We start from the raw sequence: 17,393 nt of genomic DNA on the forward strand, positions 1-17,393 counted from the left end.
CCCGGGCATGAAGATGGGGGGAAGACGGGAAAACCCCCCCCCACCCCCCCCCCCCTCCCCCCCCCCCCCCCCCCCCCCCCCCCCCCCCCCCCCCCCCCCCCCCCCCGCCCCGGCCGCCAGTCGGCCGAGTCCCGGACATCTGCATGGTTGTAGCCGTTCCGCGACGTCGCCAATACGCATCGTTTATGCAGCGTTTTCCCTCACTTGCATCGATTGAGGCTGCAGGCTGCGGACGATCGCCTGGTCTTGCCAGCGCTGCTGTGAGCATGCTGCGGCCCTGGATGCTGACCTTTGCCGACTTGCAACGTTCTCTTGGGGGCATCGGACCTAGAGTGGATCCATGAACAGGCCCCCCGCTCGCGGTGTCGCACCGGACGGGCCGGGCACCGGCGCCGCTTGGACCACCGGCGACGTGGCCCGCACCCTGGGGGTGTCGCCGGCCACGATCCGGTCCTGGGAACGCCGCTACGGCATCGGTCCGGCTCGGCGGGAGGACGGACGGCACCGGCGTTGGACGCCGGACGACGTCGCTACGATCCAGGGGATGTGCCGCCTGGCCGCCCTGGGTGTTCCACCCGCCGAAGCCGCGCGTGTGGCACTCGACGCGCGGACCGGTGGCCGCGACGTACCGACCGGCGAACCGGCCGCCGCACCCACTGCCTCAGATGCACCGGCCGCCGGGCGCACTCCCGGCGGACGCGACGCTTTGCCGCTCGGTGATGTGCGCCAGGAATGCCGGGGGCTGGCCCGTGCAGCGGTCCGTCTGGACGCGCCCGCCGTCGCCGAACGTCTTGCCGCCGCGCTGGACGATTACGGCCTGGTCAGTGCCTGGGAAGAGGTCATCATGCCCACCCTGCACGCGGTCGGACGCAAGTGGGCGACCGCCGGGGAACGGTACGTCGAGGTCGAGCACTTGCTGTCCTGGCAGGTGTCCTGCGCGCTGCGCGGCCTGACCGGATTGCCGCCGGAGCGGCCGGGGCTGCCATCCGCGCTGCTGGCGTGCACTCCGCAGGAGCAACACAGTCTGCCGCTGGAGGCTCTGGCGGCCGGACTGGCCCAACGCGGCCTGCCCGTGCGGATGTTCGGGCCCGCCCTGCCGGCCGGTGCCTTGTGCGACGCAGTGCGCCGGCTCGGCCCGGCCCTGGTCGTCCTGTGGTCGCAGAGCCGGACGACGGCGCAGCCGGAGCTGGCCCGTCAGGTCGCCGGGATCGGGTGGGGCGTCAAGGGCGCACGCCGCCGTCCCCTCCTGCTGCTGGCCGGGCCCGGCTGGGCGGGTACGGTGCCCGCGTCGGGCTGGGGGCGGCTGACGGGTCTGCGTCCAGCACTCCAGACGATCGAGTCGCACCTGCTCTCCTAGCCTCCTCCGCTATCCGCAGGCGCGCGCCTTCTGGAACCGGGTGCGCGCGTCCGCGAGGTCGACGACGGGCTCGGGGTAGTCGTAGCGGGCTCGCTCCAGGCCCTGAAGCTTCCACGGCTCATGGATGGTGGCGCCGGGCAGGTCCGCGAGTTCGGGGACCCAGCGGCGAACATAGGCGCCGTGGGGGTCGTACCGCTTGGCTTGGATCACGGGGTTCAGTACCCGGTTCGGGCGGGTGTCGGTGCCGGTGCCCGCCACCCACTGCCAGTTCAGCTGGTTGTTGGCTACGTCGCCGTCGACGAGGAGGTCCAGGAAGTGACGGGCGCCGACGCGCCAGTCGAGGTACAGCGTCTTGGTGAGGAAGCTCGCGGTCAGAAGTCGGCCACGGTTGTGCATCCAGCCTTCCTGGGCGAGCTGACGCATGGCCGCGTCGACCACGGGATAGCCGGTCCGGCCCTCCCGCCACGCCGTCACCTCCTCGTGTGCGGAAATCTCCGTACGCCAGTGGTCGTCGCGCGGGCGGTAGTCGAGCCGGCACGCGCCTGGACGAGCCGCCAGCACCTGGTGGTGGAAGTCGCGCCAGCACAGCTGACGGACGAAGGCCTGAGCGCCCGCCCCACCGGCGAGACGCGCGCGGTGGACCGCCTCCACGGGTGAGAGTGTGCCGAAGTGCAGATGCGGCGAGAGGCGCGAGGTGGCATCGCCCGCCAGGTCGTCGTGGCGCTCCTCGTAGTCTGCGACACCGCTGCGCAGCCAGGACGCGAGAAGGCTGCGGGCTTGGCCCTCGCCGCCCGCCGCGAGCCCGGGGGAGGTGCCGGCAATGTCCTGTCCCCTGGGGATCTCCTCGGAGCGCAGTTTCTCGGGAACGCGCACCGCACGGGGCGCGGCCAGCGGTGTACGCGGCCGCTTCTCCTGCCAGCGGCGCCAATACGGCGTGAACACGGCGAAGTGGTCGGAGCCGGCCGGTGTGACCGACCCCGGGGCGACCGCGGTGATCACGCCGTCATGCGCGTACAGGCGACGCCCCTCGGCCTCCAGCATCCGCCGCAACGCGTCCTCGCGGCGGGCGGCGTAACCGCTGACGCCGGCCGCCGTGTGCACCTCGTCGGCATCGGACTCCAGCACCACGTCGCGCACCGTCGCGCACACCTCGCCGGTGCGCACCACGAGGCGACCGCCGCGCTCACGGAGCGCCGCGTCCAGGTCGGCGAGGCAGTCCGCGAGGAAGGCACGACGGTTGGGCACCGCGAAACCCGCGGCGCTGATGGTGTCGTCGAGGACGAAGAGCGGAACCACTTCGTCGGCCGAGGCCAGTGCGGCCCGCAGTGGCGGATGGTCGTGCAGACGCAGGTCGGAGGTGAACAGGACGACGGAGACGCTCATACCGGCCCCTTGAGTGCGGTGAAAAGGTGCGAACGGGACTTCCCGCCTGCCAACGACGGGTGCATATGGGTGACTTCCGCGCGGAGTGACCGTGCGGATGCAGCACTCCGCGACGGCGCCGATGCGGGCGCCGGTACCCGTTCAGCTGATGCCGCGCCGTCGGCGTCCCGGGGGCCGGGCGCCCATGGCCGCGCGGGCGATGTTGCGGGCCATGCCGCCGAAGACGAAGGCGTGAAAGGGGGAGACGCTCCACCAGTACAAGTGGCCCAGCAGGCCGCGCGGGTGGAACAGGGCGCGTTGACGGTACCGGGCGTGGCCGCCGGGCTCCGGGTCGGCGCGCAGTTCAAGCCAGGCCAGGCCGGGGAGCCGCATCTCGGCGCGCAGCCGCAGCAGTCGCCCGGGCTCGATCTCCTCCACGCGCCAGAAGTCCAGCGAGTCGCCCACCCGCAGCCGTTCGGCGTCCCGGCGTCCGCGGCGCAGGCCCGCACCGCCGACCAGGCGGTCGAGCCAGCCGCGCACGGCCCAGGCCAGCGGGAAGGAGTACCAGCCGTTCTCGCCTCCGACCCCCTCGATGACCCGCCACAGCGCCGCGGGGGACGCTCTGACACTCAACTGCCGCCGGTCGGTGTACAGGCTGCCTCCCGCCCAGTCCGGGTCAGTGGGCAGCGGATCGCTCGGCGCCCCGGGCAGCGAGGCCGACGACCACCGGGTGGTGACCTCGGCGTCGCGCACCCGCCGCAGGGCCAGTTCCAGAGCGCGATGGAAAGGGAGCGGGGTGCTGGGCGGATCGGGAACGTACCGCGCGATGTCGTGCTCGTCGCAGACGACCTCGTGCCGCAGGGATTCGGCCAGCGGCCGGGCCAAAGCGCGCGGCACTGGGGTGATCAGGCCGATCCAGTGGCTGGACAGGCGGGGCGTGAGCATGGGGACGCGCAGGATCAGCCGTCGCGGCAGCCCCGCGACCTCGGCGTAGCGCCGCATCATCTGCTCGTACGTCATCACGTCGGGGCCGCCGATGTCGAAGGCCCGGTTCAGTCCCCCGGGCAGGGTGGCGCTGCCCGTGAGGTAGCGCAGGACGTCGCGGATGGCGATGGGCTGGATACGGGTGCCGACCCAGCTCGGGGTGACCATGACCGGCAACCGCTCGGTCAGATAGCGCAGCATCTCGAAGGAGGCCGAACCCGAGCCGATGACGACGGCTGCTCGCAGCACGGCCGCGGGTACCGGTGACCTGAGGAAGATCTCTCCCACCTCGGCCCGTGACCGCAGATGTGGTGACAGGTCCTCCGGCCGGACACCGGCCGGTGCCAGACCACCCAGGTAGACGATCCGCCGCGTCCCCGAACTCCCGGCCGCGTCTGCGAACGTCTGCGCACAGTGGCGGTCGGTCTCCTCGAAATCGCGTCCGCCACCCAGGCCGTGCACCAGGTAGTAGGCCACGTCGACATCACGCAGGGCCTCGGCGACGGACGCCCCGTCCTTCACGTCGCCCCGTACCACTTCGACGTCCCCGGCCCAGGGGTAGTCACGCAGCTTCTCCGGCGTCCGAGCCAGACAACGGACCCGGTGCCCGGCTGCGAGGAGCTCCGGAACCAGCCGGCCCCCGATGTATCCGGTGGCTCCCGTCACCAGACAAGTGAGCCCCGCTGTCGGCATGTTTTCCATGAGTGGCTCCCGAACGTGCTCCCGGCCGTTCCTCTGCGCACGACCCGTACCGCAAATACTTCCGAGGGGCGGCCGGAAACGGATGCGGGGCAGGCGGCCTGTGCCTCGCCCCGGCCGCCCTCAGGGCCCGCGGCCCACCAGGCGTGGGTGGTCCGTTCGACCAGGGCCCCTCAGTTCGTTGCCGAGTGTGAGTGGGGGGCAGATCGGGCGGACCGCGGCGACGCCCTGACCGGCCGGGTCCTCCAGTGACCGGAAAGGTTGCGTCACCCCGGGAACCTGCCCGTCGAGCGGAGCTGCCAGCGGCGTTCGGCGTAAGCCAGGTCGTCCCGCCACAACCGGGCCGCCGCGCTGCGCATGGCCGGTCGCAGCAGCGGGGCGGCGCGGCGCACGAACGCGAAGCCCGGGCGATCGGATGCGGCCACCACGGCCTCGGTCACCGCCGTGCGCGGACGGCCGCGCTCATCCGGACCGAGCGGGGTCGCGTGGGTCTCCACCACCGAGCCCAGGCCTTCGCCCTCGGTGATGCGCATGACGACGGTGCGGGGCCCGGGAGCGGTGAAAACGGCCCGCACCGGTACCACCAGCCGCCCGGCCACTTTGAAGGAGACATCGACCGTGAACTGGTCGGTGCCGTCGTCCCCGCCGGGCGAGCCGACGACCTTCAGGTCGACGAACGAGTACGGGTGGAACCAAGCCCCGTGCCAGGGGTCGAGACGATTGGCCACGACATCCTCGGGTTCGCAAATGCCGACGCCTTCGTAGACTGCCGTCACCGCGCGAGCGAGGGCCGGGCGAACCGGTACGGCGGGGGCGTCCAGGGGTTGCTCACCGCCGACTGCGTCGAGCCGCACCCAGAGGAGAGCGCCGTCGTCGTAAGCGGGCAACGGCTCCCAGCCGGCATACGAGGTCCCGTCGAGCGCGAGTCCGTGCCAATGGCACACGAGCCTCCCGCACCGGACGGGGCTGTCCGCCAGGGACGCCCCGAGGTGCGGGCAGATGCCCGGTCCTGCGTGCGGACGCCCGTCAATGCCGCGCCAGATCACCACCTCCTGGTTCCCGACGGTGCGGGCCAGGGGACGGTCGCCGCTCAGGGCCGCGGACGCCCCCACGACGTACCAGTTCCCGGTCGGCAGGGCCTGCGCCCGCTTCAGCGATTCCCTGATGAGCCCCGGCCTGGCCTCGCGCCACGTGGGCTGCTGACGGTCCCAGGGGACGGGGCGGCGGCGGATCGAGAGGGGCAGGCGGGCGCGCGGCGTGGACGGTCGGGGGTTCACCGGGATGCCTCCGAGGGTGCCCCGGTTCTGAGGCCGGGGAGGAATGGAACTCCTGCGTGGCAGGGCGAGCAGGGCACAGCTGCGGCCAGGGTGGTTGCGGGTATGCCGCCCCTGCGTAGGGGCGGTCCCGCGGCGATGAGGACGAGGGGGAAATCATGAGCAACCGCCAGAGGCCCCTTCGGGGTCGGAGGAACGGCGAGCCGCGTCGGCGGGGTGTGGCGGTGAGCTCAGCGTCGTGGAACGTCGTCGGTGGCGCAGCCTGGCCGCCGCCACCCGGGCCAGCCCGGCCGCCGCCACACTGGCGCGCTGCCGACGCGGCACCACCGCACGGCGGTGCAGGACGGCATAGCCGTCCCGGGCGACGGCGTCGACGATGCTGCCGTACAGGATGTACGCGGTGCGGATGCAGGGCCGGGACAGCGGATCGAGCATGGCCAGGCCCGGCCGCGCCTCCCGGTAGACGCGGCGCGTGAGTGACTCGAACTCGCGCAGCGCCGCCACCACACGGTGGTCGCCGCGGCCCGTGTCGCGGCAGTGGCGCAGCAGCGCCCGATCGACCCCGTGCCCGGCCAGCAGGTCCGCCGGCAGGTACACGCGTCCCCGGTCCAGGTCCTCGCCGACGTCGCGCAGGAAGTTGGTGAGCTGAAAGGCCACACCGAGTGCCGCCGCGTGCGGCTCGGCCTCCTCGCGTGAAACGACCGTGCCCAGCACTGGCAGCATCTGCAGGCCGATCACGGCGGCCGAGCCGTGCATGTACCCGCGCAGGTCGGCGTAGGTGGGGTAGTGGGTTACCCGCAGGTCGGACCGCATTGCCGTCATGAAGTCCTGGAAGTGGCGGTGTTCGATGGCATAACGGCGGGCGGTGTCGGCGAGTGCCAAGACCACCGGTTCGTCGCTGTCACCCTGCCGCAGCCCCCTGTCCAGACGCTGCTGGAGCACCGCCAGGCGCGCGTCGCGCGGACCGTCTCCACCGGGATCGGCCGCGTCGACGATGTCGTCGGCCCACCGGGCGAATCCATACAGCGCGTGGACGGCGGGCCGGTGCTCGATCGGCAGCAGCCGGGTGGCCAGGAAGTAGGTCTTGCCGTGCAGCGCGTTGAGCTCACGGCATCGGTGGTAGGCCGCCCGTAGCGTCGGGTCGCTGATGCCCGCGGCATCGAGTTCGCGTCCGGTCACGGTGCGGCTCCTTGGGTGCGGGCGGAAGGGCGTCGGGCGCCGCCTGTGATCCGGGCCGCGGCCAGCTTTCCCGACACCAGGACTGTCGGCACACCCACTCCGGGCGTGGTGCCGCAGCCGGCCAGGACGGCGTTCCGCGTTCCGCGGACCACGTTGCGGGGCCGGAAGGGTCCCGTCTGCGAGAACGTGTGCGACGCCGAGAAGGGGGTGCCCGCGGCATGTCCTTGACCCAGCCAGTCCGCCGGGGTGACCAGAGACTCGTCCTCGATGGCTGCCTCGATGCCATCGAGCCCGCGCCGCTCCAACTCCCGGAGGAGGTCGGCCCGGTAGCGCGGACCGAGTTCGCCCCACGCCGCGGCACCGGGCCCGATGGCGGTGTTCGGGCAGGGCGCGAGGATGTAGTGGAGATGGTGGCCGGGAGGAGCGAGGGAGGGGTCGGTCGCCGTGGGCCGCGTGATGAGCAGGGACGGATCGCTCATCAGGCTTCCCTGCCGGGTGAGTTCGTCGAAGGTGGACCGCCACGCGGCGCCGAAGGAGAGGGTGTGATGAGCCAGTTGGGGCCAGGTGCGGTCCGTGCCCGCGTGCAGCACGACAGCGGACGGGGAGTGCCGCAGCCGCAGCGGCCTGCGGGGCCGGCGGCCCAGGAGCCCGTAGGCGACGGGCAGGTCCGGTGTCAGGACGACCGCGTCGCAGGGGATGCGGTCATGCGCCGTGACGACGGCGGTGACGCGTTCCCCGGAGCGCTCCAGGGTGGTCACCGCCTCGCCGTAGCGGAATGTGGCGCCCGCGTCGGCGGCGGCGTCAGCCATCGCCCTGGGCAGGGCGTGCATACCGCCACGCGGAAAGTAGACGCCCGCCACCGTGTCCATGTAGGCGATGACCGCGTAGGCGGCGAGTGCCCGGGCCGGTGGCACCCCCGCGTACAGGGCCTGGAAGGAGAACACCCGCTGCAACCGCTCGTCCTTGAGGAAGTGCCCGATGCGCCGGTCCAGCCGCCCGAAGCCGCCGAGCGCCGCCAGCCGGGCGAGGTCCCCGGTCAGCAGGTCGAGCGGAGAGTCGAAGTTCGCGTCGATGAAACGGCGCAGCTGGGCCCGGTAGATCCGCCCCAGCCAGCTGCGCAGCCGCCGGTAGCCCGCAGCCTCCCCGGCTCCGGCGAACCGCTCCACCTCCGCGGCCATCACCTCCTCGTCCGTGTGGACGTCCAGGGTGCTGCCGTCGGCGAACGACGCCCGGTAGGCGGGGCGCAGCGGGATCAGATCCACCCGACGGTGCAGACTGTCGCCGACCGCCGCGAAGGCTTCGTCGGCGAAGTCGGGCATGGTCAGCACCGTCGGGCCGGTGTCGATCCTGTAGCCGCCCAGATGGAGGCGCCCAGCGCGTCCCCCGGGCAGGTCGTCCCGTTCCACGACGGTGATCCGGCGGCCCGCGCCCAGCAGGTGCAGTGCCGCCGACAAGCCGGCCAGGCCCGCCCCGACGACCACCACATGGTCCGTCCGGCCGCTCACGGTCCGGGTCATCGGCGCAACCCCGGCTTGGCGGAGCCCCCGTGGGCCGGATCGGGTGCGGGAGGAGGTGAGGGGAGGGGCGGGCCGTGCTCGGTGCGCGAGGTCGTCGCCGCGGTCAGCAGCCCGCGCAGTCGAGCCTTGGCGTCCGTGTCGAGGCGGGCGCCTTCGAAGTGCCGCAGTCCCTGGGCCAGCAGCTGGTCGATCTTCGCCTCGACCGCCAGTCGGGCGCCCGTGCGCTCCAGGATGTCGCGCACGTCGTCGAGCCCGGCAGGCGTCAGATCCTCATCGCCCAGTGCCCGTTCGAGCACTGCCAGGGTCCGCTGGTCGCCTGTGCCGCAGGCGCGAGCCACCGCCAGGGCGGCCAGACAGGTCGGCTTTCCGCCGCGGATGTCCCCGCCGCAGCTCTTGCCGGTGCGCCGGGGGTCGCCGAACACGTCGTCCAAGTCGTCACGCAGTTGGAAGGCCACGCCCACGCAGCGCCCGGCCTCGCACAGCGCCCGCGTGGTGCGGTCGTCCGCACCGGCCACGGCCGCCCCCAGCGCGAGTGGCCGCTCCACCGAGTACAGCGCGCTCTTGAGACGAGCGGCACGCAACGCCTGCGCCAGGGAGCGAGACCTGGTCAACTGGCCCTGCAGGTCGAGGAACTGACCTGCCACCATCTCCGTACGCATATCGCTCCACAGCCCGCGCACCACCATCGCCTTCGCCGGGGAGAGCACCATCTCGGCCATCACGTCGTCCGCCCACGCGAGTGCCAGGTCCCCGGCCAGGATCGCGGTCGCTTCGCCGAAACGGGCCGCGCGCTCCGGTGATGCGGCACTGCCGTGCCGGTCCCGCACGGCGGTGTGCAGAGTCGGCCTGCCGCGCCGCAGGTCCGCTCCGTCCATGACGTCGTCGTGGACCAGGGCGCACGTCTGGAGCAATTCGAGCGCCGCGCCGATGCGCAGGGCCGCAGCGGCCGACTCGTCGCCCCCGCCACAGGCGCGCATCGCCCACCAGACGAGCTGTGACCGGGTGCGCTTGCCGCCCTCGAGGGTGAACTGCGCCACGCGCCCGGCCAGGTCCCGGCCGAACATGACGTCAAGGACGCTTGCTCGGGTGAGACGGTCGGCCAGCACCCGCTCCAGCATGCGCCCGACCGCAGCGGGTACGTCCGCGTCGACCGCTGCGGACCCGGCCGAGCCGAAGGTGACGTCGTCGTCGGCGGTCGGGGCGTGGGGCGTGCCGTCGGCCACCCACCCGGGTGGAGACCCGGTGGGGGTCACCAGGAGGGGGAGTGGCGACGGCGCTGCCGCGGGGTGGTCCTTCGCCTGAGTCGGGCGCATGGCCGTTCCTCTCGTCGTGGTATCGCTCGCACAACACCGGTCTTCGGCCCCGTGCCGTGATTCGGATGCGTCCCGGCATGAATGACCCCGCCCGGCAAGCAGGCCGTCACAGGGAGGCGCCTGATCGGATGTCCCCGGCGGATGACCGCATCCGAATGTGTGCCGCGGCGGGAAACCCTGAGAGTCGCGTGTACCGGGAGTGGGGATGGAAGGAGCAGCCGTGCTGAAGGTGGACGTGGCGGTCATCGGGGCGGGTGCGGCCGGACTGTCCCTGGCTCATCGGTTGAGCGGAGTGCTGGCCGGTACCCGCTCACTGTCGGTGGCCCTCGTGGGCGCTCCGCCCGGCCCACTGCGCCCTGCCCCGCGCACCTGGTGCTTCTGGGAGTCCGGCCGCGGCCGTTTCGACGCCGCGGTCCGGGCGCAATGGCGCCATTTGCGGGTGCGCCCGCCCGTCGGCCCCGTGATCGAAGCGGACATCACGCCGCTGCGGTACAAAATGATCCGCTCCGACGACTTCGAGTCCTTGGTGGTCCCGGATCTCGATCGCGCTCCCAATGTCCGGCGCCTGGAAGCGACCGTGGGCGCCGTCGAGGAGACCCCCACGGGGGCCCACGTGCTGATGAAGGGGTCCGACGGCGGCCACCGGACCCTGGAGGCTCGCTGGGTGTTCGACTCGCGTCCCCTGGGCAGTCTTCCGGCTGCCCGTACCACGGTGCTGCAGCACTTCCACGGCTGGTTCGTGCGGACGGACCGCCCCGCCTTCGACGGCGGGACCGCCGAACTGATGGACTTCAGGACGCCGCAGCCCGCTCACGGGCTCGCCTTCGGGTACGTGCTGCCCACCGGGCCGTGCGAAGCTCTCGTGGAATACACCGAGTTCTCTCCGAGTGCCCTGACGGCCGAGGGCTACGAGGCGGCCCTGCGGCACTACACCTCGGAGGTATTGGCCCTCGGTGACCTGGAGATTGTCGCGACCGAGTCGGGTGCCATCCCCATGACGGACGCCCCCATGCCGCGACGGGTCGGCGCCTCGGTGTTCCGGATCGGTGCCGCCGGCGGTGCGACCCGTCCGTCCACCGGGTACACCTTCGCCGGACTGCAGCGCCAGGCACGTGCCGTTGCCGCCGCACTGCGCCACGGGCGTGACCCGATGCCCCCGGCCGCTCATTCCCGGCGGGCTCGCACCATGGACGCGGTGCTCCTGCGCGCGCTGGACAGCGGCCGGGTGGACGGTCCCGAACTGTTCTGCCGGCTCTTCGCCCGGGTGCCCGCGGTCCGGCTGCTGCGCTTCCTCGACGGGCGGACCAATTGGATCGAGGATGTGTCGGTCGGTCGGCACACCCCGGTCGGGCCCATGCTGCGCACCGCTGTCGAACTACCCGGGCTTCCCCGTCGTCCCTCCGCCTGACCCCCTTGGTTGCGGTATCTCACCAGTGCCTGGAGAACGTATGCACCCGTTGCGCGACGCGGACCTCGCTGACGCGTACGACCGCCCGTCCCGCCGGGGCGATGCGGCGGCGGTCGCCGATACCCCCTGGCGCGTGCGGCCCACGCGCCGCACCATCTTGGCCGACCATGCGCGGGCCCGCGCCGTGTCCCCGCCGGGTCGGCGGGCGGCCGTCGCCCACCTCGTCGCCGCGACCGTCGGCGCTGGAGGTCCCCGATGACCGCCCCCGGGCAGCGCCGTCCAGCCGCCCGCCGCGGCCGGGACCGGCGGGCCCGCGTCCTGCCGGCCCGACCCGGCACCCGGCTTGCCGCAGGTCGGCCGACGGCCGCCGTGATCGGCGGTGGCATCGCCGGACTCGCCGCTGCCACCGCGCTGGCCGAACGCGGTGTGGCGGTGACGTTGTACGAGCGCGAGCCTCACCTCGGCGGGCGGGTGGGCGGCTGGTCGACCCGGCTGCGCGACGGCAGCACCGTGACGATGAGCCGTGGCTTCCACGCCTTCTTCCGGCAGTACTACAACCTGCGCGGGCTGCTGCGCCGTACCGACCCTGCCCTGGAGCGACTGGCCGCCCTGCCCGACTATCCGCTGTTGCACGCGGACGGGCTGCACGACAGCTTCCGGCACGTACCGCGCACCCCGCCGTGGAGCGCGCTGGGTTTCGCCGCGCTGAGTTCCTCCTTCCGGCTGCGGGACCTGCGCGCCATGAACCCGGTCGCGGCTCTTCCGCTGCTCGACGTCAGCGTCCCCGAGGTGTACCACCGCCTCGACGACATCAGCGCCTGCGACTTCCTGGAAGCCATCCGCTTCCCGGAGCAAGCTCGTCACCTGGCCTTCGAGGTGTTTTCCCGGAGCTTCTTCGCCGATCCACGGCAGCTCTCGGCGGCCGAGATGGCGCTGATGTTCCACATCTACTTCCTCGGGTCCGCCGAGGGTCTGCTGTTCGACGTGCCCCGCTCGCCCTTCCCGGCGGCGCTGTGGGAGCCACTGGCCGGATACCTGGCGCGGCATGGCGCCCAGGTGCATACAGGCAGTCCCGTCGAGCACGTCGCACCGGCCAGGGGCGGTGGATTCGAGGTGGCCGGGGTCCGCGACGAACGACGCTACGACGCCGTCGTCCTCGCCCTGGATGCCGGCGGCCTGCGGTCCCTGCTCACCCGCTCGGAGCGGCTGGGCGACCCCATCTGGCGGCAGGGCATGGCACGGCTGCGTCCCGCGCCGCCCTTCCTCGTCACCAGGCTCTGGCTCGACCGGCCGGTCGCCCCGGACCGTCCGGGGTTCCTGGGCACCAGCGGGTTCGGCGGCCTCGACAACATCAGCGTGCTGAACCGCTGGGAAGACGAGGCGGCCCGCTGGGCGGCACGCACCAGCGGATCCGTCGTGGAGCTCCACGCCTACGCCGTCGACCCGCGCACACCGCGCGCATCCCAGGAGCGGCACCTCATCGAGCAACTCCACCGTGTGTACCCGGAGACCCGTGCCGTCCGCGTCGTCGACGTCCGCCACGAGTGGCGCCAGGACTGTCCGCTGTTCCCCGTGGGCGGATATGCCGACCGGCCCGCCGTCCGCACCTCCGATCCCGGTCTGGTGGTGGCTGGGGACATCGTCCGCACCAACCTGCCCGTCGCACTGATGGAACGCGCGGCCACCACGGGCTTTCTGGCCGCGAACGCCCTGCTGGAGCGTTGGGGCGTCCGCGGGCAGAGCCTGTGGACGGTGCCGGACCGTGGTCGGGTCGCCGTCCTGCGGAAGGTGGCTGCTTGGGCGGGGAACTGAGAGAGCAAATGCTCCGGACCACGGGCACCGGACCGGCGTGCACCCGGCGGGAGACGGTCCAGGGCGGGGTGGCGTCGGCGCATCCGTTGACCGGTGACGTACGGAACACAAGGAACGAGCGGCGTGGGCCGCACCGACGCATTGGGGAAGAGGTGGTCGCATGTCAGCAGCCCCGAAGGCGACGGACGTGCTGGTCGTCGGTGCCGGTGTGGCCGGGCTCGCGTGCGCCAGGGACCTGCTGGCGGCCGGTGTCGGCGTGCGGGTGGTGGAGGCCGGCGACGCGGTCGGCGGGCGGATGCGGTCCGACCGGGTCGGTGGCTTCGTGGTGGATCGCGGGTTCCAGGTGTTCAACACCTCCTACCCGCAGGTCCGGCGCCGCCTCGTGCTGAAGGAACTCGGGCTGCGGCCCTTCACCCCGGGCGTCCTGATCCGCCGGCCCTCCGGGCTGGTCCGCTTCAGCGATCCCGTCCGCCGCCCGCGCACGATGCCGGACCTACTGCCGGGGCGGCTCGCCGGTACCCGCGACCTGGCCGCCCTCGGCCTGCTGTCGGCCCGCGACATGCTGGCGCCCGTCGAACGGCTCAAAAGGCCGACGGACACCACGACCCGCACGGCGCTCGCGAACGCGGGGATCTCCACCGCGTTCGTCGAGGGGTTCTTCCGCCCCTTCCTGTCAGGGGTCTTCCTGGAGGACGAACTGGAGACGTCCGCCCGGGTGTTCCACCTGGTGTGGCGGAGCATGCTCCGCGGCACCCTGTGCCTGCCCACGGCCGGCATCGGGGCGGTCCCGCGGGCTCTCGCGGCCGCGCTGCCCGAGGGCACCGTCGTGCTGGAAAGCGCCGTGGCGGCCCTTACGGACGACGGCGCGCTGACCAGCGCGGGCCAGGAGATTTCCGCGCGCGCCGTCGTGGTGGCCACTGGACCTGGGCCGATCCCGGCACTGCTCCCCACGGTCGCACTTCCCGGCTACCGGACCGTGACCACGTACTACCACGTCGCACCGCGTTCCCCGCTCGGCGAGCCGACGCTGGTCGTGGACACCGACCGCCGCTTCCTCAACACGTGTGTCCTCAGCGACGTGGTGCCGGCCTACGCCCCGCCCGGCCACGCGCTCATCGCCACCTCGGTCCTGGGCCGGGACGGACAGGGCCGTGAGCGCGAGGTCAGGGCGGCGCTCGGCGAGGCGTACGAAAGCGGGACCGACGGCTGGGACCTGCTGACCGTCCGGACCATCGAGGACGCGCTGCCCGCCATGCCACCGCCGCAGCCGCTGACCCGTACGACATGGGTGGCCCCCGGCCGGTATGTGTGCGGCGACCACCGCGCCAGCGGTTCCGTCCAGGGCGCGCTGGCCTCTGGTGCCCGTGCCGCACGCGAAGTGCTGCGCGATCTGCGGCGCACGGGCGTGTGCTGACGGCTTTGAGCGATCGCCGGGCCCACCGGCACCCCATGCCGCATGGTCCGGAGCACGGCCGTGCGCCACGGGCCCGGTGGCGCACGGCCGCGCTCCGGTCAGGGCGGCCCGTCGCCCCGTCGGCGTTCCTGGCCCAGGACCTCCGTCAGGTCCATCAGACGGTCCAGGCCGCTCACCGGCTGGGCCATCCGTGGGTTGCGTTCCAGGCGAGCCCGGTGGCGGTGCAAAAACGCCCAGTACCCGGCGGTATAGGGACAGGCACGGTCGCCGGTCCGGTCGGTGGGCCGGTAGACGCATTCGCCGCACAGATCGCTCATCCGGTTCACATAGGAACCGCCGGACGTGTACGGCTTGGTTGTCATGCGCCCACCGTCGGCGAACTGCGACATGCCGACGACATTGGGAACCATCACCCAGTCGTAACCGTCGATGAAACAGCGGTGGAACCAGTCCGTCACCGCCTGCGGATCCCAGCCCCGCTGCAGCGCGTAGCTGCCCAGAAGCATGAGCCGGGGAATGTGGTGCGTCCATCCGGTGTCCCTCACCTGGGCCAGCGTTGTGGCCAGACAGCGTGCCTGAACCGCCTCCGCGTCAAGTTCCAGGAACCACGTTGGCAGTGGCGCGTGATGCCGCAGAGCGTTGCGGTGACGGTATCCCTCGCCGAAGTACCAGTAGAGCTGCCAGACGTACTCCCGCCACCCGGCGATCTGCCGGACGAACCCCTCCGCGCTGTTGACCGGGGCCAGGCCCGCCCGCCAGGCGTCCTCGGCGCGCTCGACGCACTCGACCGGGTCCAGCAGGCCGAGGTTGAGTGAGGACGACAGCAGGCTGTGGCTCATTACCGGATCCGCCGCCAGCACGGCGTCCTCGTGCGGTCCGAATCCGGCGAGCCGGTGCTCGACGAAACGGCGGAGCGCGGCCAAGGCCTCGCGCCGGGAGGCGGGGAACAGGCGGGGGCCGTCCCGGCCGACGAAGGAGACCGAGCCCTCGCGCTCCCAGCGGTCGAGGTCGTGGCGCACCTCCTGGTCGATCTCGTCCTCCCGCGGCCGGTAGGGCGGCGGGGCATCGAGGGTGTGCACCCCTTTCGGCGGGGGCTCGCGGTTGTCGTGGTCGTGGTTCCACCGGCCGCCGGCCGGGCGATCGCCGTCCATGAGCAGGTCGTGCGAGCGACGTACCCATCGGTAGAAGTCCTCCTGGCGCAGCCGTTGTTCGTCGTGCCCGTCGGCCCAGGCGCGGAATTCGTCGTGCGCCACGAGGAATCCGCGCGGTGGCAGCACGGTCACGGAGCTCAGGGACCTCACCAGCCGCAGCGCCGCGTACGACGTCGGATGGTGCATCGTCACCGGGGTGTCGCCGATCGCCTCGCGCAGCCCCTCCCGGTAGGTCTCGGAGCGGATGTACCGAACCTGGTCGCCGAGCTCGGCCGCGCGATGGCGCATCGCGGACAGCACCAGATGCGCCTTGGCGCGGTGGAAGCGGCGGCGGCGGAGCACCGAGCGGGCCTCGATCATCACCACGGGCACGTCGGTTGCGGCGGTCAGGAAATGCGGTCCGAGCTGATCGCCGAACAGCCAGTGGGGGACCGGCATGGTAGTGCTCCTCTCTTGCTGGGGCCCGGTTACGGCCGACTCGGGTAGGCGATGTTCTTCGCCTCGGGGAGCTGTTCTGGATGCGTCCAAAGAAGCTGCAACCAATTGCCCTATTTCGGCAGAAAGAAGGTGATGACGGACGAGGCGCCGGTCATGTCAACGACCGGTGCTCCGGAGCATGGAGATGAGGACACGTGATGAGGCTTCGCGATGAATTTCCCGTCGACCACCGCCTGGCCCGGGTGTACCGGTACGGGGCCGGCCTGTGCGGTGTCATCCTGCTGGTGTTCGGCTGCCTGGGCTTCGCGGACCGGCTCAGCCCCTTTGACACGGAGGGAACCCGGATCGCGGGCATGTCGACCAACGGCGTCCTCAGCCTGGTTTCGGTCGTCGTGGGCCTGGTCCTGGTCGGCGGGGCCGTGGTCGGCGGCAACTTCGCCTCCACGCTCAATATGACGGTCGGGACGCTGTTCGTGCTGAGCGGCTTCTTCCACATCTTCGTCCTGGACCGACCCGCCAACATCCTGGACTTCGGCATCACCAACGTGATGTTCAGCTTCGTCATGGGGCTGCTCATCGCATCCTTCGGGATGTATGGGCGGGTGTCGAGCAAACTGCCGCACGACAACCCCTATTGGAGGCGTCGCCATGCCCGTGAGGCCGCCCGAGAGTCCCTGGCCGCACGGCGCCGCTCCACTGTGACGGCACTGGCTCCCGCGCCCGTGGTCACGCGCGATCAGGACTGAGGCCCGCCGGACCAGTGTGCTGTGTCGAGCCGTGAGGGCCCCTTCGGGCTGATCCTGGGAGCGCTGGCGGAGCGCCTCCTCGCGCCGTCGTCTGTTGCGGTCTCGGGGGCACAGCAGCCTTGGGCTTGCGTCGTCTGAGACACCCATGACAACGGCCCCCGGACCGTAAGGCGTCCTGCGGCTCTTCTGTCTGCCGGGCAGCAGAGTTCGTCAGGGCGGCCGACGTGGAAGGGCGGTCTCGGGAGGTGCTCTACGGGGGCGAGGCCGAACAACTGCGTCCAGTACGTGTCTGCCCTGGCCACCCCCGGCGTAGCCGGCCCCTGTGTGGCTAAGTCTTCGGCAGGTACTTCCGGCGGATGCATCCCGTGCACAGATCGGCAGCTATCAACCCTCAAGCCTTCGGGGACCACGGATGCATGCCTGTTTGCGCAGCCTCTTCACTGCTCTGTCTGTCGGTGCGCTGCTGGCCGCAAGTGGTGGGGCGGACGGGCCCACCCGCTGTCCAGCGGGAGTTCGACCGGCTCGGTGGCTCACGCGTGCGGTGCCCCTTCGTTGCCCTACCTGGTGAAATCCTCGCGAACACCCGAGTACAACCAGCAGTTCAATTGAGACCGTGCGCGTCTGGGAGCTCCGGGGCGCGCGCTTTCGCGCTATTGAAGTACCGCTCATTGATGCGGCGAGATGGTGGTCCACCTGCCGCATCGGCACCGCCGGCCATGCCGACCGAGATGGAATAGCC

General features: G+C 72.0%; 12 protein-coding genes. 5 read left to right on the plus strand and 7 right to left on the minus strand.

The features are described from left to right. Positions 1 to 340: 340 nt before the first annotated feature. Positions 341 to 1,357, plus strand: coding sequence for a MerR family transcriptional regulator (locus AC07F3_RS37365; RefSeq protein WP_479119251.1), 1,017 nt, complete (start codon positions 341 to 343; stop codon positions 1,355 to 1,357). A gap of 9 nt (positions 1,358 to 1,366) precedes the next feature. Here AC07F3_RS37365 and AC07F3_RS37370 read toward each other — a convergent pair whose 3' ends face one another. The 6 genes from AC07F3_RS37370 to AC07F3_RS37395 all read right to left on the minus strand — a co-directional run bounded on the left by AC07F3_RS37370 (position 1,367) and on the right by AC07F3_RS37395 (position 9,685). Further along, positions 1,367 to 2,740 carry a cryptochrome/photolyase family protein gene (locus tag AC07F3_RS37370; RefSeq protein WP_479119252.1) on the minus strand — a complete coding sequence of 458 codons (1,374 nt, stop codon included), beginning with the start codon at positions 2,738 to 2,740 and terminating at the stop codon, positions 1,367 to 1,369. A 141-nt stretch (positions 2,741 to 2,881) separates the two neighbouring features. Continuing rightward, complete coding sequence (locus tag AC07F3_RS37375) at positions 2,882 to 4,405, minus strand: SDR family oxidoreductase (protein ID WP_479119254.1); 1,524 nt, start codon at positions 4,403 to 4,405, stop codon at positions 2,882 to 2,884. A gap of 263 nt (positions 4,406 to 4,668) precedes the next feature. Then, positions 4,669 to 5,679, minus strand: coding sequence for a Rieske (2Fe-2S) protein (locus AC07F3_RS37380; protein ID WP_479119256.1), 1,011 nt, complete (start codon positions 5,677 to 5,679; stop codon positions 4,669 to 4,671). A 153-nt stretch (positions 5,680 to 5,832) separates the two neighbouring features. Next, positions 5,833 to 6,855, minus strand: coding sequence for a phytoene/squalene synthase family protein (locus AC07F3_RS37385; RefSeq protein WP_479119257.1), 1,023 nt, complete (start codon positions 6,853 to 6,855; stop codon positions 5,833 to 5,835). After that, positions 6,852 to 8,372 (minus strand): phytoene desaturase family protein, encoded by a 1,521-nt coding sequence (crtI, locus tag AC07F3_RS37390; protein ID WP_479119258.1) that lies wholly within the window; start codon positions 8,370 to 8,372, stop codon positions 6,852 to 6,854. Before crtI ends, AC07F3_RS37385 begins: the two co-directional genes overlap by 4 nt. After that, the gene (locus AC07F3_RS37395; RefSeq protein WP_479119259.1) at positions 8,369 to 9,685 is read right to left on the minus strand and encodes a polyprenyl synthetase family protein; all 1,317 of its coding nucleotides are present in this window, start codon (positions 9,683 to 9,685) and stop codon (positions 8,369 to 8,371) included. The genes crtI and AC07F3_RS37395 overlap by 4 nt, the downstream gene beginning before the upstream one ends. Before the next feature lie 220 nt (positions 9,686 to 9,905). Between AC07F3_RS37395 and AC07F3_RS37400 the strand changes: the two genes are divergently transcribed. The 3 genes from AC07F3_RS37400 to AC07F3_RS37410 all read left to right on the plus strand — a co-directional run bounded on the left by AC07F3_RS37400 (position 9,906) and on the right by AC07F3_RS37410 (position 14,319). Continuing rightward, a complete protein-coding gene (locus AC07F3_RS37400) occupies positions 9,906 to 11,093 on the plus strand; it encodes a lycopene cyclase family protein (RefSeq protein ID WP_479119260.1) in 1,188 nt (395 codons plus the stop codon). 255 nt (positions 11,094 to 11,348) lie between these two features. After that, on the plus strand, positions 11,349 to 12,905 hold the full coding sequence (locus tag AC07F3_RS37405; protein WP_479119261.1) for an FAD-dependent oxidoreductase: 1,557 nt from the start codon (positions 11,349 to 11,351) through the stop codon (positions 12,903 to 12,905). 160 nt (positions 12,906 to 13,065) lie between these two features. After that, positions 13,066 to 14,319, plus strand: coding sequence for an NAD(P)/FAD-dependent oxidoreductase (locus AC07F3_RS37410; RefSeq protein ID WP_479119263.1), 1,254 nt, complete (start codon positions 13,066 to 13,068; stop codon positions 14,317 to 14,319). A 98-nt stretch (positions 14,320 to 14,417) separates the two neighbouring features. On the opposite strand, the gene AC07F3_RS37415 is transcribed toward AC07F3_RS37410, so the two are convergent. After that, on the minus strand, positions 14,418 to 15,908 hold the full coding sequence (locus AC07F3_RS37415) for a cryptochrome/photolyase family protein (RefSeq protein ID WP_479119264.1): 1,491 nt from the start codon (positions 15,906 to 15,908) through the stop codon (positions 14,418 to 14,420). Between the two features lie 197 nt (positions 15,909 to 16,105). Between AC07F3_RS37415 and AC07F3_RS37420 the strand changes: the two genes are divergently transcribed. Further along, a complete protein-coding gene (locus AC07F3_RS37420) occupies positions 16,106 to 16,654 on the plus strand; it encodes a DUF4383 domain-containing protein (protein WP_479119266.1) in 549 nt (182 codons plus the stop codon). Positions 16,655 to 17,393 lie beyond the last annotated feature (739 nt).

The sequence above is a fragment of the Streptomyces sp. NPDC045846 genome (assembly GCF_056431605.1).

Coding starts and splice junctions, on each gene's coding strand:
- AC07F3_RS37365 (WP_479119251.1), top strand. CDS start 341: ATGAACAGGCCCCCCGCTCGCGGTGTCGCACCGGACGGGCCGGGCACC.
- AC07F3_RS37370 (WP_479119252.1), bottom strand. CDS start 2,740: ATGAGCGTCTCCGTCGTCCTGTTCACCTCCGACCTGCGTCTGCACGAC.
- AC07F3_RS37375 (WP_479119254.1), bottom strand. CDS start 4,405: ATGGAAAACATGCCGACAGCGGGGCTCACTTGTCTGGTGACGGGAGCC.
- crtI (WP_479119258.1), bottom strand. CDS start 8,372: ATGACCCGGACCGTGAGCGGCCGGACGGACCATGTGGTGGTCGTCGGG.
- AC07F3_RS37395 (WP_479119259.1), bottom strand. CDS start 9,685: ATGCGCCCGACTCAGGCGAAGGACCACCCCGCGGCAGCGCCGTCGCCA.
- AC07F3_RS37405 (WP_479119261.1), top strand. CDS start 11,349: ATGACCGCCCCCGGGCAGCGCCGTCCAGCCGCCCGCCGCGGCCGGGAC.
- AC07F3_RS37410 (WP_479119263.1), top strand. CDS start 13,066: ATGTCAGCAGCCCCGAAGGCGACGGACGTGCTGGTCGTCGGTGCCGGT.
- AC07F3_RS37415 (WP_479119264.1), bottom strand. CDS start 15,908: ATGCCGGTCCCCCACTGGCTGTTCGGCGATCAGCTCGGACCGCATTTC.
- AC07F3_RS37420 (WP_479119266.1), top strand. CDS start 16,106: ATGAGGCTTCGCGATGAATTTCCCGTCGACCACCGCCTGGCCCGGGTG.